Annotated in this window: 11 protein-coding genes and 1 pseudogene; 11 read left to right on the top strand and 1 reads right to left on the bottom strand. The window is 72.3% G+C overall.

All coding sequences use genetic code 11. The annotated features are described in order from the left end of the window. Positions 1-69 precede the first annotated feature (69 nt). The 11 genes and pseudogenes from ACHFIV_RS01715 to ACHFIV_RS01665 all read left to right on the top strand — a co-directional run bounded on the left by ACHFIV_RS01715 (position 70) and on the right by ACHFIV_RS01665 (position 12,986). Complete coding sequence (locus ACHFIV_RS01715; protein WP_398962449.1) at positions 70-1,569, top strand: peptide MFS transporter; 1,500 nt, start codon at positions 70-72, stop codon at positions 1,567-1,569. Between the two features lie 9 nt (positions 1,570-1,578). Further along, a complete protein-coding gene (locus ACHFIV_RS01710) occupies positions 1,579-3,573 on the top strand; it encodes a CocE/NonD family hydrolase (RefSeq protein WP_398962447.1) in 1,995 nt (664 codons plus the stop codon). A 110-nt stretch (positions 3,574-3,683) separates the two neighbouring features. After that, positions 3,684-4,913: a fumarylacetoacetase gene (gene fahA / locus ACHFIV_RS01705; RefSeq protein ID WP_398962444.1), complete on the top strand. Its 1,230-nt coding sequence runs from the start codon at positions 3,684-3,686 to the stop codon at positions 4,911-4,913. Continuing rightward, positions 4,910-5,578: a GOLPH3/VPS74 family protein gene (locus tag ACHFIV_RS01700; protein WP_398962442.1), complete on the top strand. Its 669-nt coding sequence runs from the start codon at positions 4,910-4,912 to the stop codon at positions 5,576-5,578. The genes fahA and ACHFIV_RS01700 overlap by 4 nt, the downstream gene beginning before the upstream one ends. Positions 5,579-5,731: 153 nt before the next feature. Beyond that, positions 5,732-6,502 carry a GntR family transcriptional regulator gene (locus tag ACHFIV_RS01695; protein WP_398962439.1) on the top strand — a complete coding sequence of 257 codons (771 nt, stop codon included), beginning with the start codon at positions 5,732-5,734 and terminating at the stop codon, positions 6,500-6,502. A 45-nt stretch (positions 6,503-6,547) separates the two neighbouring features. Further along, positions 6,548-6,775 (top strand): ferredoxin family protein, encoded by a 228-nt coding sequence (locus ACHFIV_RS01690; protein WP_398962436.1) that lies wholly within the window; start codon positions 6,548-6,550, stop codon positions 6,773-6,775. A gap of 15 nt (positions 6,776-6,790) precedes the next feature. Further along, positions 6,791-8,164 carry an ABC transporter substrate-binding protein gene (locus ACHFIV_RS01685; RefSeq protein ID WP_398962433.1) on the top strand — a complete coding sequence of 458 codons (1,374 nt, stop codon included), beginning with the start codon at positions 6,791-6,793 and terminating at the stop codon, positions 8,162-8,164. Next, a complete protein-coding gene (locus tag ACHFIV_RS01680; protein ID WP_398962430.1) occupies positions 8,161-9,027 on the top strand; it encodes an ABC transporter permease in 867 nt (288 codons plus the stop codon). Before ACHFIV_RS01685 ends, ACHFIV_RS01680 begins: the two co-directional genes overlap by 4 nt. Next, on the top strand, positions 9,024-9,770 hold the full coding sequence (locus ACHFIV_RS01675; RefSeq protein WP_398962427.1) for an ABC transporter ATP-binding protein: 747 nt from the start codon (positions 9,024-9,026) through the stop codon (positions 9,768-9,770). The genes ACHFIV_RS01680 and ACHFIV_RS01675 overlap by 4 nt, the downstream gene beginning before the upstream one ends. Before the next feature lie 49 nt (positions 9,771-9,819). Next, the gene (locus ACHFIV_RS01670; protein ID WP_398962424.1) at positions 9,820-12,540 is read left to right on the top strand and encodes a fumarate reductase/succinate dehydrogenase flavoprotein subunit; all 2,721 of its coding nucleotides are present in this window, start codon (positions 9,820-9,822) and stop codon (positions 12,538-12,540) included. An 85-nt stretch (positions 12,541-12,625) separates the two neighbouring features. After that, a pseudogene (locus tag ACHFIV_RS01665) lies at positions 12,626-12,986 on the top strand (Uma2 family endonuclease). A gap of 18 nt (positions 12,987-13,004) precedes the next feature. Here ACHFIV_RS01665 and recQ read toward each other — a convergent pair. Then, a complete protein-coding gene (recQ, locus tag ACHFIV_RS01660; protein WP_398962497.1) occupies positions 13,005-14,981 on the bottom strand; it encodes a DNA helicase RecQ in 1,977 nt (658 codons plus the stop codon). Between the last annotated feature and the right edge of the window lie 12 nt (positions 14,982-14,993).

Below are 14,993 nucleotides of genomic sequence, written 5' to 3'. Positions count from 1 at the left end.
TCACCGTGGGCGCCTTCCCGCCACCGCCGGTATGTTCGGCATCAGCTCATACGATCAGGAGTTGTCGCTTTGTCCCACGCCCCGGCCGGTACCGAACCGGCTCAGCCGCCGCCCGAAGACGATCACGCGTTCTTCGGCCAGCCCCGGGGTCTGATGACCCTGTCCGGACTGGAGGTCTGGGAACGCTTCTCGTTCCTCGGGATGCAGGCCATCCTGGTCCTCTTCTTCGCCGACACGGTCTCCGACGGCGGTATGGGCATGGACCCGGGCACCGCCGCCTCCGTGTCCGCCGCCTACGGCACCCTCGTCTACCTCGTCTCCGTCGCCGGCGGCTGGCTGGCCGACCGGATCCTCGGTTCCTACCGCGCGGTGCTGTACGGCGGCGTCCTCATCGCGTGCGGCCACTACGCCATGGCCGTGCCCACCGCCACGATGACCTGGGTGGGGCTGGGCCTGATCAGCGCCGGGACCGGCCTGCTCAAGCCCAACGTCGCCTCGATGGTCGGCAAGCTCTACCGCACCGAGGACCAGCGCCGCGACGCCGGCTTCGCGCTCTACTACATGGGCATCAACATCGGTGCCTTCGCCGGCCCGCTGGTCACCGGATGGCTCGGCGAGCACGCGAGCTGGCACTGGGGGTTCTCGGCCGCCGCCGTCGGTATGACGTTCGGCCTGATCCAGTACGTCGCCGGCCGCCGTCACCTGGCCGGGCGAAAGCACACGGCGGAGTACGCCCTGGCGCCCGGCCCGATGCGCCGGGCCGTGCTGACCATCGCGGCCGGCATCGCGGTGGCCGCCCTGGTGGCGACGGCCCTGGCGCTGGCCGGCTGGCTGACGATGGACCGGTTCGTCGACGTCCTGACCCTCGTCTCGGTGATCGCGCCCGTCGTGTACTTCGTCGTGATGTTCAGGAGCCCCCGGGTCACCCCGGAGGAGCGCGGCAGGCTCCGGCCGTACGTCGTGCTGTTCCTGGCCTCGGTCGTCTTCAACTTCATCCTCTTCCAGGCGTACTCGACGATGATGCTGCTCGCCTCGACGAACGCCCGTACGGAGATCTTCGGCTTCCACTTCCCGGCGAGCTGGTACGCCTCGGCGCTGGGGGCCTTCGAGGTCGCGCTGGCGCCCGTCGTCGCAGCCGTCTGGGCCCGGATGGGGCCCCGCCAGCCGCACGCCTCGAACAAGATCGCGATCGGGGTGATCCTCGGCGGGCTGTCCTTCCTCCTGATGGTCATCCCGACCTCGGGCCACGCCGACGACACCTACCGGATGGCCGCCTGGTGGATCGTCGGTTCGTACCTGCTGCTCGGCCTCGGCGACATCCTGCTGGAGACCTCCGGTATGTCCGCCACCACCAAACTCGCCCCCAAGGCGTTCGCCAGCCAGACGATGGCGCTGTGGTTCCTGTCCCTGGCTCTCGCCAACGGCATCCAGGCACAGATCGTGAAGCTCTACGGCGAGGTCTCCAACCCCGCCTACTTCGGTGTCAATGGCGCCATCGCGGTGGCGGCCGGTGTGGCCGTCATCGCCGCCGCTCCCTGGCTGAAGCGCACCATGCACCCCGTCCACTGAGGTACCGCCATGCACATCCGCACCGATTTCCCGTACGAGACCACTCACGAGGACCTCTACATCCCCCTCGCGGACGGCACCCAGCTGTACGCCAGGATCTGGCGGCCGGTCACCGACGAACCGGTGCCCGCGCTGCTGGAGTACCTGCCCTACCGGCTCAGTGACTGGACGGCGCCGCGCGACTGGCAGCGCCACCCCTGGTACGCGGGCCACGGCTACGCCTCCGTACGCGTGGACGTCCGCGGCCACGGCAACAGCGAGGGCATGCCGGGTGACGAGTACGACGCGACGGAGCTCGCGGACGGGGTCGCCGTCGTGCACTGGCTGGCGCGGCAGGAGTGGTGCTCCGGCCGGGTCGGCATGTTCGGCATCTCCTGGGGCGGCTTCAACTCGCTCCAGATCGCGGCGCTCGCGCCGGAGCCGCTGAAGGCGGTCGTCACCGTGTGCTCGGCGGACGACCGCTACGACAACGACGTCCACTACATGGGCGGCTCCGTCCTCGGTGTGGACATGCACGCGTGGGCCTCCACCATGCTGGCCTTCGTCTCCCGGCCCCCGGACCCTGCGGACGTCGGCGACGACTGGCGGGACATGTGGCTGCGCCGGCTGGAGAAGGTGGAGCCCTTCATCCACACGTGGCTGGCCCACCAGACGCGGGACGACTACTGGAGACACGGCAGCGTCTGCGAGGACTACGGCGCCATCGAGGCGAAGGTCCTCGCGGTGGGCGGCTGGCACGACCCGTACCGCGACACCGTCCTGCGCCTGGTGGAGCACCTGGATCCGGGGCAGGTGCGCGGGCTGATCGGCCCCTGGTCGCACCAGTACCCGGACCGGGGCCTCCCCCCGGGGCCCGCGATCGGCTTCCTCCAGGAGACGCTGCGCTGGTGGGACCAGCACCTCAAGGACCAGGACACCGGGGTGATGAACGAGCCCTTGCTGCGGTCCTGGATCAGCGGCTCGCACCGTCCCGCCACGGTCTACGAGACGCTGCCGGGCCGCTGGGTCGGTGACGCGAGCTGGCCGTCCGGGAACGTCGCTCCGGTCGCGTACGGACTCGAGGGCGGGCCGCAGACCGTCCGCTCACCGCAGCAGACCGGGCTGGACGCGGGCCGCTTCTTCCCGTTCGGCAACGACGCCGACCTGCCGCCCGACCAGCGGGACGAGGACGCCAAGTCGGTGTGCTTCGAGTTTCCCGTCGAGGACGCCCCGATCGAGATCCTCGGCCGTCCACAGGTGACACTCCTGATCCGGATGGACGTACCGCGCGGCCAGGTGGTCGCCCGGCTCTGCGACGTGGCCCCGGACGGGGCCTCCACCCTGGTGACCCGGGGGGCCCTCAACCTGGCCACCCGCCACGGGCGCGACCGCGCGGAGGACTGGCCCGTCGGGGAGACCGAGTACGTCACCTTCGAGCTGAACGGCATCGGGCACACCTTCCCGCCCGGCCACCGCATCAGGCTCGCCGTCTCCTCCTCGTACTGGCCGTGGATCTGGCCGCAGGCCGGTTCGGCGGGCTTCACGCTCGAGGCGGAGGGCAGCCTCGTCGAGCTCCCGGTCCGCCGGCACACCGAGGATCCCGCGATCACCTTCGGCGAACCGGAGCAGGCGGAGCCGCTCGGCGTCGTCTTCCCGGTCACGCTCGACGAGCAGCGCCCCGAGCGCCTGGTGGTCCGTGACGTCGCCAGGGGCGAGTGGCGTCTGGAGGTCGATCCGCGCTACGGCGGCACGCGGGTCTACCCCGACGGGCTGGAGTTCACCGAGGACGCGCTGGAGACGTACACGATCCAGGAGGACGACCCGCTGTCCGCCCGGGCGCGCTCGGACTGGACGATCCGGCTGCACCGGCCCGAGATGTCCTGGGACGTACGGATCGAGACGCGTTCGGAGACGAGTGCGGACGCCGACGACTTCATCACGTCCAACGAGGTCGTATGCAGGGACGGTGACGAGATCGTCTTCCACCGGACCTGGGAGAAGAGGATCCCCCGCACGGCGGGCTGACCGGGGTTATCACATAACTTTCCGGGCATTACGCCTACTTGAGGCACTGCCGCCGACCGGCGAAGCCGACGTAACGTGTTCCTCAAGCGACTGGAAAGGGGCAGCGACAGATGCCCGAGCAGAGCAGCCCGCTCGACCTGGCCGAGGGCGATCCCTTCGGTCCGCACAACCTTCCGTACGGAGTGTTCTCCATCCCGGGACACCCCGAGGACCGGAGGGTCGGAGTCCGTATCGGCGCACACGTGCTGGACGCCGGGGCGGCGGCACACGCCCTCGGTTCGCCGTACGCCAGACTGCTGGCGCAGCCGAGCCTGATGCCGCTGCTGGCGGCCGGCCGCACCGCGTGGCGGGATGTGCGCCGGGCACTGACGGCGTGGGTGACGGTGCCGTCCCACCGCCCGGACCTGGAACCGCTGCTGTACCCGCTCGACTCGGTGACCCTCCACCTGCCGTACGAGGTCGCGGACTACGTCGACTTCTACGCCAGCGAGCACCACGCCACCAACGTGGGGAGGATCTTCCGGCCCGACGGGGCGGCCCTCACCCCCAACTGGAAGCACCTGCCCATCGGCTACCACGGGCGGGCCGGGACGGTCGTCGTATCCGGTACGGACGTGGTGCGTCCCTCCGGGCAGCGCAAGGCGCCGTCCGACCCCGTCCCCGTCTTCGGCCCGTCGGTGAAGCTGGACATCGAGGCCGAGGTCGGCTTCGTCGTGGGCGTCCCCTCGGAGCAGGGCTCTCCCGTGGCGCTCGGTGACTTCCGCGAGCACGTCTTCGGGCTCTCCCTGCTCAACGACTGGTCGGCGCGGGACATCCAGGCCTGGGAGTACGTGCCGCTGGGCCCGTTCCTCGGCAAGTCCTTCGCCACCTCCGTGTCGGCGTGGGTCACCCCGCTGGAGGCACTGGAAGCGGCCCGCACGGCGCCGCCCGCGCGGGACGCCGAGCTGCTCCCCTACCTGGAGGACGCGGACGACGAGGAGCCGGGCGGCTTCGACATCCGGATCTCGGTGGCGATCAACGGGCAGACCGTCTCCGAGCCGCCGTTCGCCTCCATGTACTGGACCGCTGCCCAGCAGCTGGCACAGATGACGGTGAACGGCGCCTCGCTGCGCACGGGCGATCTCTACGGTTCGGGAACCGTCAGCGGCCCGGAGCCGGGGCAGCGCGGCTCCCTCCTCGAACTCACGTGGAACGGCCGCGATCCGCTGGACCTGGCGGAGGGCAAGCGGACCTTCCTGGAGGACGGCGACACCGTCACGCTGACCGCCTGGGCGCCCGGACCGCACGGCACCCGGGTGGGGCTCGGCGAGGTCACCGGACGGATCACGGCCGCGCCGTGAGCGACACCGGGCTCGCGCTCCCCGGGGAACTGCTGCTGCTCGCCCTGGATCCGGTCCGGGGCAAGCCGTACTGCCGGGGCAGGTCCCTGGAGTACGGCGTCGCCGGGGCCGTACTGGCGGAGCTGGAGCTGCGGGGGCATGTCGCCGGGGAGCGCGGCCGGGTGGTGGTCGTGAACCCCCTGGACCCGCCGGATCCGCTGCTCGCGGTGTTCCTGCGGAGCCTCCCGCCGCCGGGCAAGGGCAGGTCCGGCTCGGGGGTGGCGGCCCGGCGCTGGGTACGGCAGTCGGGGCGGAGGGCCGAAGGGCTGTATCTGGACGCGCTGACCGAGCGGGGTGTCCTGCGCAGGGAGACCCACCGCTTCCTCGGCCTGTTCCCCTACCACCGCCACCCGGCGGGCCCCGCCTCCCCGGCGCAGCTGGTGCGGCAGCGGTTCGAGAACTCGCGGGCGGCAGGCTTCCCCGACCGCCGGAGCCGGCTGCTCGCGGCCCTGGCCGCGGCGGTGGAACTGCCGTCGGTGGTGAGGCGGGGCGACCGCCGCTCGCGCGCGGCGGCGCGGGCCCTGGTCCGCGAGGAGTGGCCGGCGTCGGCCGTGCACCACAACGTGCGCCAGGACAAGGCCGCCGGGGCCGGGGGCGGGGACGGCGGCGGGGGCGGGGGCGACTGAGCCCTCCGGGTGTCCGAGGGGTGGTCGTACCGGGTGGCAGATCTTCGCACGTCGAGCGAGAAGTAGCTGGTCACAGGCGTGCGGCCGGTGTCCTCAGGTGGCGCAACACTGCGGCAACACCATCGCGCGGAAGCCGTCGGTATGGTCCTGCGCATGCCATCCGAACGCATCCGTGAGCACACCGTGCCCGTCGCCGCCGCCCGTCGGCGCCGGCTGCGCGCGGACCACGCACGGCTGCTGGCCGACCTGTTGCGCCATCAGGTGCGTACAGGGGGCTTCCCGGGTGGTGTGCTGCCCTTCGAGGACGCGATCGGCCGTGACTACCGCGTCTCGCGCAACACCGTCCGCCAGGCCCTGGACCTGCTGCGCGCCGAGGGCCTGGTGGAACGTCAGCCGGGCGTCGGCACCGTCGTCGTCAGCGAGAGGTACCCGCACCGCCTGGACCGGCTCCAGGGACTGGGCGAGACCCTCCGCGAACACGGCCGGGTCACCAACGAGGTGCGTACCGTCGGCCCCGTCCCCGCACCGGGGCCGGTGGCGCGGCGGCTCGGGATCGCTGAGCACACCGACGTGCTCTACATCGAGCGGCGCCGGCTGCTGAACGGGCTGCCGCTCTCCCTCGACCTCACCTACGTGCCCATGGACATCGGGACCGGCCTGCTCGGCTGCGACCTGGAGAACACCGACGTCTTCCGGCTGCTGGAGACCCTCACGGGGCAGCCGCTCGGCACGGCCGAGATCACCATGGAGGCCGTCAACGCCGACGCGCACTCCGCGGCCGTGCTGGAGACCCCGCGGGGCTCCGCCGTCCTGATGCTGGAAAGGCTGACCCACCTCGCGGACGGCCGGCCCGTGGACCTGGAGTTCATCCGGTTCCGTGGCGACCGCATCAGCATGAGCGGCCTGCTGCGCAGAGCCGACTGACCCCCTCCTCAGCCCACGACACCCCCCTCTTACCTGGAGACCGCCATGCCTCTGGCGCCCCAGCGGGCCGACGTGCCCGTGACCGTCGACGAGTCCAAGTGCATCGACGGCTGCACCCTCTGCGTCGACATGTGTCCGCTCGACTCGCTCGCCATCCATCCGGACAGCGGCAAGGCGTACATGCACGTCGACGAGTGCTGGTACTGCGGCCCGTGCGCCGCCCGGTGTCCCACCGACGCGGTCACGGTCAACATGCCCTACCTCCTCAGGTGAAAGGCCCCTCCTCCCATGCGACGCACGGCAATCCGTACCGCCGGGGCCCTGCTGGCCCCCGCCCTGCTCGTCCCGCTCACGGCGGGATGCGGCGGCGAGGCGGGCGCGGGTGACGGCGACACGGTCACGGTGACCGTCGGCTATCAGTCCAGGACCATCAACACCGTCACTGCGGGCACCCTGCTGCGCTCGCTCGGCTACTTCGAGGACGAGCTGCGCGCCCGGGGCGAGCGGGACGGCGTCACGTACGAGGTGAAGTGGCAGGACTACGCGACCGGGGCCCCGATCACCGCCCAGATGACCGCCGGGAAGATCGACATCGGCTCGATGGGCGACTTCCCGCTGCTGATCAACGCGGCACGCGGCACACAGCTGAACCGTCCGACCAAGCTGGTCTCCGTCACCGGTTACAACCTGCGCGGCGGTCTCAACACCGTGGTGACCGGCCCCGACTCGGGCCTCGGCTCCCTGGAGGACCTCCGGGGCAGGAAGGTCTCCACGAGCGTCGGCTCGGCCGCCGACGGAACGCTGGTCCGCGCGCTCCAGCAGGCCGGGCTCGATCCGGAGAAGGACATCCGCAAGCTCAACCAGCAGCCCGCGGTGGGGGCGTCGGCCCTCCAGGCAGGCAGCGCCGACGCCCTGTCGCAGTTCGTGGCGTGGCCCGGACTGCTGGCCTTCCAGGGCCGGGCGAAGGCGCTCTACGACGGGGCCGAGCTGAATCTTCCGACCTTCCACGGGGTCACCGTCGTCGAGGACTTCGCGAAGAAGCGGCCCGCCGCGCTGGAGGACTTCCTCCGGGCGCAGGGCCGGGCCACGGAGTACCTGCGCGCGCACCCGGTGGCGGCCTCCGAGTCGGTGGCGAAGGCGACGGGTCTGCCGGCCGAGGTCGTCCACCTCTACAACGGCGCCCAGGGCATCGCCACGTTCGACACGACACTGAAGCCCGCGCTGGTGGCCGCGCTCAGGAAGGACGTCCCGGTCCTGCGCTCGGCGAAGCTGGTGGGGGACGTGGACGTCGACTCGTTCGTCGACGAGCAGTACGTCAAGCGCGTCCACGGTTCCGCCTACGCGAAGGCACGGGCCGCCGGCCCGCCCGCCACCCGTGGCGGCGAGGTCTGGCTGAAGGGCCAGGACACCACGTCGGCGTTCGCGACCCCCGCCGAGGTCCTGCGGTACACAGCCGGGCACGAGGGCCGGGTCAGGGCCGCGTACGTCCCCGACGCGGGCACCGGGACCCTGTGGTTCGCGGACCGGGCGGTGTGGGTGGCGGACGGGCCCGAACTGAGGCCGTACGTCACCGGGTCCGCCGCCCGCGCGGACGTCGCCGCTCACCCCGGCGCACGGGTCGTCCCGTACGCCACCGCGCTCGAACTGGCCCGCGCGTCATGAGGGCACGGCGGTGGTCCCTCGCACTGCGGACGCTGTCCCTGGTGGCCGCGCTGGGCCTCTGGCAGCTGCTGACCTCCTACGACGTCAATCTGTGGCTGCGCTTCGAGCAGTTCCCGACGGTGACCGACGTGGCCCGGGCGTTCGGGGCCCGGCTCGGCAGTGACGCGTACTGGCAGGACCTCACGGACAGCCTGACCCGGATCGTCACCGGCTTCGCCCTGGCCGCCGTCCTCGGCATCACGGTCGGCACGGCCGTCGCGCGGTCCCGGATCGCCTCGGACCTGCTGGGGCCCGTCCTCGAGGTGGTCCGCCCGGTGCCGGCGATCGCCCTGGTGCCCGTGGCGATCCTGCTCTTCCCCAGCAACGAGCAGGGCATCGTCTTCATCACCTGCACGGCGGCGTTCTTCCCCGTCATGGTCTCCACCCGGCACGCGGTGCGGGCGCTCACCCCGGTGTGGGAGGAGGCGGTCCTGACCATGGGCGGCGGCCGGTGGCGGATCCTCGGCTCCGTCGTCCTGCCCGGCGCGCTCCCCGGCATCCTCGGCGGGCTCTCCGTCGGCATCGGGGTGTCGTGGATCTGTGTGATCTCCGCCGAGATGATCTCCGGCGAGTACGGGGTGGGCTACCGCACCTGGCAGGACTACACGGTCGTCGACTATCCGGGGGTCTTCGTCGGCATGGCCACGATCGGCCTGCTCGGCTGGATCACCTCGACGGCGGTGGAGGTGCTGGGCCGCCGGCTCACGCGGTGGCTTCCGCGTACGGAGGGCAGCCGTCCTCCGTCCCCCGTGCGGCACCGGCACCCGGTCGTCCTTCCGGCGGCGGCGCCGGTCCCCCTGACGAAGGAGCGGGTGCGCCCATGACCACGACCACTCCCCCGGGGCTCCGGCTGACCCTGCGCGGCGCGGTGCTCGGCCGGGCCGGGGCACCGGTGCTCGACGGCATCGACCTCGACGTCGTGCCCGGCGAGATCCTGGCGGTCGTCGGACCGTCCGGCTGCGGCAAGTCCACACTGCTGCGCACCCTGGCCGGGCTGCTGCCCGCCCTCGGCGGCGAGGTCACCCAGGACGGCGAAGCGATCACCGCACCCCGCGCGGAGCGGGCCCTCGTCTTCCAGGACGACGCGCTGCTGCCGTGGCGCACGGTGCGCGCCAACGTCGAACTCCCCCTGGCCATCCGGGGCGTCCCGCGCGCCGAACGCCGGGCGCGCGCCGAGCACTGGCTGACCGGGGTCGGCCTGGACGGCCACGGCGCGAAGCTCCCGCACCGGATGTCCGGCGGTCAGCGCCAGCGCGTCCAGCTGGCCCGTGCCCTGGCGGCCGAGCCGCGCGCGCTCCTGATGGACGAGCCCTTCGGGGCACTGGACGCCCAGACCAGGGCGGGGATGCAGCAGCTGCTCGTCGACGTCCTCGGCGGCACGGGCGCCACGGTCGTCTTCGTCACGCACGACGTGGACGAGGCGCTGTTCCTCGGCGACCGGGTCGCACTGCTGCCCACCGGGCGCGTCCTGGGCGTACCCCGTCCGCGCGTACGCGCCGCGCACACCGACCCGGCGACCGTCGCGCTGCGCCGCGAGGTCCTCGAATCGCTCACCCCCAACCCCTGAACTCGCCGCTACCCACGGATCTCTTCACCACCCACGGAAAGGCCCGACCGTGCAGATCCCCGCCCTCGCCGACGCCGAGGAACTCTCCTGCGACGTGCTGGTCGTCGGGGGCGGCACGGCCGGCACGATGGCCGCGCTCACCGCCGCCGAGCACGGCTCCTCCGTCCTGCTGCTGGAGAAGGCGCACGTCCGGCACTCGGGCGCCCTCGCCATGGGCATGGACGGCGTCAACAACGCGGTGATCCCCGGCCGGGCGGAACCCGACGACTACGTCGCCGAGATCACCCGGGCCAACGACGGCATCGTCGACCAGTCCACCGTCCGCCGGACCGCCGAACGCGGATACGCGATGGTGCGGCGGCTGGAGTCGTACGGGGTGAAGTTCGAGAAGGACGAGCACGGGGAGTACGCCGTCCGGCAGGTGCACCGCTCCGGCTCGTACGTGCTGCCCATGCCCGAGGGCAAGGACGTCAAGAAGGTCCTCTACCGGCAGTTGCGGCGCAGGGAGATGCGGGAGCGGATCCGGATCGAGAACCGGGTGATGCCGGTCCGCGTCCTCACCGGGGACGACGGCCGGGCCATCGGCGCGGCGGCCTTCAACACCCGTACCGGGTCGTTCGTCACCGTGCGCGCCGGGGCCGTCGTCCTGGCCACCGGGCCGTGCGGACGCCTCGGACTGCCGGCGTCCGGCTACCTCTACGGGACGTACGAGAACCCCACCAACGCGGGGGACGGCTACGCCATGGCCTACCACGCGGGGGCGGAGCTGACCGGCATCGAGTGCTTCCAGATCAATCCGCTGATCAAGGACTACAACGGACCGGCCTGCGCCTACGTGGCCAATCCCTTCGGCGGCTACCAGGTGAACCGGCACGGCGAGCGGTTCGTGGACTCCGACTACTGGTCGGGGCAGATGATGTCCGAGTTCGCGGCGGAGGTCGCCTCGGACCGGGGACCGGTCTACCTCAAGCTGAGCCACCTGCCCGAGGAGTCCGTCAGCGCCCTGGAAGGCATCCTGCACTCCACCGAGCGCCCGACGCGCGGCACGTTCCACGCGAACCGGGGCCACGACTACCGCACCCACGACATCGAGATGCACATCTCCGAGATCGGCCTGTGCGGCGGCCACTCGGCCTCCGGGGTCCGCGTCGACGACCGGGCCCGCACGACGGTGCCACGCCTGTACGCGGCCGGGGACCTGGCCTGCGTCCCGCACAACTACATGATCGGCGCGTTCGTCTACGGCGACCTGGCGGGCGCCGACGCCTCGCGGTACACGGCTCACGAGGGCGAACTGCCCGCGGACCAGCTGCGCGAGGCGCACGAGCTGGTCTACCGTCCGCTGCTCAACCCGGAGGGCCCGCCGCAGACCCAGGTCGAGTACAAGCTGCGCCGGTTCGTGAACGACTACGTGGCACCGCCCAAGTCGGGGGCGCGGCTCTCGCTCGCACTGGAGCACTTCGAGCGGATGCGTACGGACATCGCGGAGATGGGGGCGACCACCGCGCACGAGCTGATGCGGTGCGCGGAGGTGAGCTTCATCCGGGACTGCGCGGAGATGGCGGCGCGCTCCTCGCTGGCCCGCACGGAGTCCCGCTGGGGTCTGTACCACGAGCGCACCGACCATCCGGAGCGCGACGACACCGACTGGTTCCACCACCTCGACCTGCGCAAGTCGGCTACCGGAGCGATGGAGTTCACGGCCCGGCCGGTGGCGCCGTACCTCGTGCCGGTGGAGGGCTTCGACCCGGTCGGCGGTCCCTCCCGGGAGCTCGGCGAGGTCCAGGCGGAGCAGGTCGCGACGGCCGGGGCGCGGGAGTCGGCGCCTACGGGTTCCACGGCGCCCGTACGCTCCGGGGCCTTCACCACGGCTTCGTCCGGACCCTCCCCCCGCATCCTCGAACTCCTCGCGCTGGCCGAGGAACAGCCCGAGCTGCCGGACCTCGCACCGTACCTGGCCGACGCGGACCCCGCGGTCCGGCGGGCCGCCGTGGCCGCGCTCACCGAGTCGACGCCGGGGGGCGCGGGGCCCGCGCTGGCCGCCACGCTCGCGGACCCCGCCCCGTCGGTGCGGGCGGCGGCCGCCGCCTCCCTGCGGGAGCTGGTCGAGGTACTGCCGGCCGAACCGGCCCTGCGCGGACCGCTGGTGGCGGCCCTGGGCTCGGACGACCCCGTCGTACGGTCCACGGCGCTGGACACCCTGCGGGCGCTGCGGCTGGGGGACGCGGAACTGTTCGCGGGCACGCTCGGCGATCCCGACATCGACGTACGCGTCCACACGGTGAGCGCCCTGGTCTCCGTGGACGCGACCGGTCTGCTGGCCGGAGCCGCGACCGACCCGTCCCGGGAGGTCCGGGTGGCCGTGGCGAAGGGCCTGGCGGCCACGCGTGCCCCGGGCCCGGAACCGCTGGCCCCGCTGCTCGACGACCCCGACCCGCTGGTGCGGGCGGCGGCCCTGGGTGCGCTCGCGGCCACCGGGTGCCCTGAGCCGTACGCCGCTCAGGCCACCGCTGCGCTGGCGGACCGCGCGTGGCAGGTCCGGGCGGGGGCTGCGACGGCGCTCTCCTCGGCGGACCCGGCTTCCGCGGTCGGCCCACTGGCCGGAGCGCTCGCCGACGTGAACGCCGACGTACGCAAGGCGGCGGTCCTGGCTCTGCTCCACCACACGTCCCACGAGGCGGTCCGGGAGGCCCTTTCGGGCGTGCTCACGGACGCGGACGCGGATGTGCGCGCGTACGCGGCCAGGGGTGTGGGGGTCGACGACGCGTGACTCGCTCATACGTCTGAGCGGCCATGATCGGTTCTCGCCGGATACGCTGAACGGACCCGCGAGGCTTCGTCCCATGGGAGCACTGATGAGCCTCGAACCCGAGGCCCCCGAGCCGCGGTGGGCGGTCCCGCCCGTGGGCGGCTGGACCGCCGATGACCTGGACACACTCCCGATCTGTCGCGATCGAGGTCGTCTCCGACGAGTCCGTCACCCGTGACCGGGAGACCAAGCCCGTGAAGTACGCGCGGGCGAGGATCCCGCACTACTGGCGGGTGGAGAACCAGGACGGCCGGGCGGTCGTCTACGTCTTCGAGCTGGAGCCCGCGACCGGCGCGTACACCTCCACGGGGATCTTCCACGACCGGATGAAGGTCTCCACGCCCTTCCCCGTCGATCTCGACCTGACCACGATCGTCTCCCGCCGCAGGCCGGCGGACCCCCGATAACGCCCGCGCCACCCGGGCTCACTCGAACTCCGGCGGCTCCTCGTCCCAACCGAACTCGGGGTCCGCGTCCCGCACCGCCGGGCGGGCCGCCGGCACCGCGGCCCCGGCCGGTGCGGGGGTCGCTTCCCGAGCGGCGGCAGGGCCCGTGTCTCCCAGCCCCGCCAGCACCTCCAGCACGCCCTCGCCGTACGTCGCGAGCTTCTTCTCGCCGAGTCCGCTGACCCCGCCCAGCTCAGCCAGGGTCGTGGGGCGCAGGGCGGCGATCTCCCTCAGCGTCGCGTCGTGGAAGATCACGTACGCCGGGAGGCCCAGCTCCTTGGCCTGGGCGCCGCGCCAGGCGCGCAGCGCCTCGAAGACCGGGACGGCCTCCGCCGGCAGGTCGGCCACGGCCGCCGCCGGCTTCGCCTTGCGCTCGCCCGTCCCGCCGGACCGGGTCGTGGGCCGCTTCGGCTCCTTGCGGAGCAGCACCTCGCGCTCCCGGCGGAGCACCGATCCGGACTCCTCCGTCAGCACCAGCGTGCCGTACTCCCCCTCGACGGCGAGCAGCCCCTGGGCCAGCAGCTGGCGCGCCACGCCCCGCCACTCCGCCTCGGCCAGCTCGTCGCCGATCCCGAAGACCGAGAGCTGGTCGTGGTCGAACTGGATGACCTTCGCGGTCCTGCGCCCCAGCAGGATGTCGATGATCTGACCGGCCCCGAACTTCTGGTTCCGCTCCCGCTTCAGCCGCACGATGGTGGACAGCAGCTGCTGGGCGGCCACCGTGCCGTCCCAGGTCTCGGGCGGAGTGAGACAGGTGTCGCAGTTGCCGCAGGCCTGCTCGCCGGGCTCCTGGCCGAAGTACGTCAGGAGCTGGGCCCGCCGGCACTGCACCGTCTCGCAGAGCGCCAGCATCGAGTCGAGGTGGGAGGCCGCCCGGCGCCGGAACGCCTCGTCGCCCTCGCCGCCCTGGATCAGCTTGCGCTGCTGGACGACGTCCTGGAGGCCGTACGCCATCCAGGCCGTGGACGGCGCCCCGTCACGCCCCGCGCGACCGGTCTCCTGGTAGTAGCCCTCGACGGACTTCGGCAGGTCGAGGTGGGCGACGAAACGCACGTCGGGCTTGTCGATGCCCATGCCGAAGGCGATGGTCGCGACGACGACCAGGCCCTCCTCGCGCAGGAAGCGGGACTGGTGAGCGGCGCGGGTCCCCGCGTCGAGACCCGCGTGGTAGGGCACGGCCTCGATGCCGTTGCGGCAGAGGTACTCGGCGGTCTTCTCCGTCGAAGCGCGCGAGAGGCAGTAGACGATGCCCGCGTCACCCGCGTGCTCCTCCTTGAGGAAGGTGAGCAGCTGCTTCTTCGGGTCGGCCTTCGGCACGATGCGGTACTGGATGTTGGGCCGGTCGAAGCTGGCCACGAAGTGCCTGGCGTCGGGCATGCCCAGGCGCTGGGTGATCTCCCGGTGCGTGGCGTCGGTCGCCGTGGCCGTCAGTGCGATGCGGGGCACGTCGGGCCAGCGCTCGCCCAGCACGGACAGGGCCAGGTAGTCGGGGCGGAAATCGTGGCCCCACTGGGCGACGCAGTGCGCCTCGTCGATGGCGAAGACGGAGATCTCACCGCGTGCCAGCAGCGAGAGCGTCGAGTCGAGGCGCAGCCGCTCCGGGGCCAGGTACAGCACGTCGAGCTCACCGGCGACGAACTGGGCCTCCATCGACCTGCGCTCGTCGAAGTCCTGGGTGCTGTTCATGAAGCCCGCACGGACACCGAGCGCGCGCAGGGCGTCCACCTGGTCCTGCATGAGCGCGATCAACGGGGAGATCACGATGCCCGTACCCGGCCTGACCAGGGCGGGGATCTGGTAGCAGAGCGACTTCCCGCCACCGGTGGGCATGAGCACCACAGCATCGCCGCCCCCGACGACGTGCTCGATCACCGCCCCCTGCTCACCACGGAACGCCTCGTACCCGAACACCCGGTGCAGCGTCTGCTGCGCGGCGCTCTCGGTCGTCACACTCATCGTTCCGCCCGT

Source organism: Streptomyces sp. ALB3, assembly GCF_044385685.1.
In the GTDB taxonomy this organism is placed as follows: domain Bacteria; phylum Actinomycetota; class Actinomycetes; order Streptomycetales; family Streptomycetaceae; genus Streptomyces.
The sequence above is the reverse complement of the archived record's forward strand: the minus strand, read 5'-3'. Positions and strand labels throughout refer to the sequence as shown.

Excerpts from the sequence above, each read along its gene's own strand:
- fahA (WP_398962444.1), top strand. The coding sequence starts at position 3,684 with ATGCCCGAGCAGAGCAGCCCGCTCGACCTGGCCGAGGGCGATCCCTTC.
- ACHFIV_RS01685 (WP_398962433.1), top strand. The coding sequence starts at position 6,791 with ATGCGACGCACGGCAATCCGTACCGCCGGGGCCCTGCTGGCCCCCGCC.
- ACHFIV_RS01710 (WP_398962447.1), top strand. The coding sequence starts at position 1,579 with ATGCACATCCGCACCGATTTCCCGTACGAGACCACTCACGAGGACCTC.
- ACHFIV_RS01680 (WP_398962430.1), top strand. The coding sequence starts at position 8,161 with ATGAGGGCACGGCGGTGGTCCCTCGCACTGCGGACGCTGTCCCTGGTG.
- ACHFIV_RS01690 (WP_398962436.1), top strand. The coding sequence starts at position 6,548 with ATGCCTCTGGCGCCCCAGCGGGCCGACGTGCCCGTGACCGTCGACGAG.
- ACHFIV_RS01695 (WP_398962439.1), top strand. The coding sequence starts at position 5,732 with ATGCCATCCGAACGCATCCGTGAGCACACCGTGCCCGTCGCCGCCGCC.
- recQ (WP_398962497.1), bottom strand. The coding sequence starts at position 14,981 with ATGAGTGTGACGACCGAGAGCGCCGCGCAGCAGACGCTGCACCGGGTG.
- ACHFIV_RS01675 (WP_398962427.1), top strand. The coding sequence starts at position 9,024 with ATGACCACGACCACTCCCCCGGGGCTCCGGCTGACCCTGCGCGGCGCG.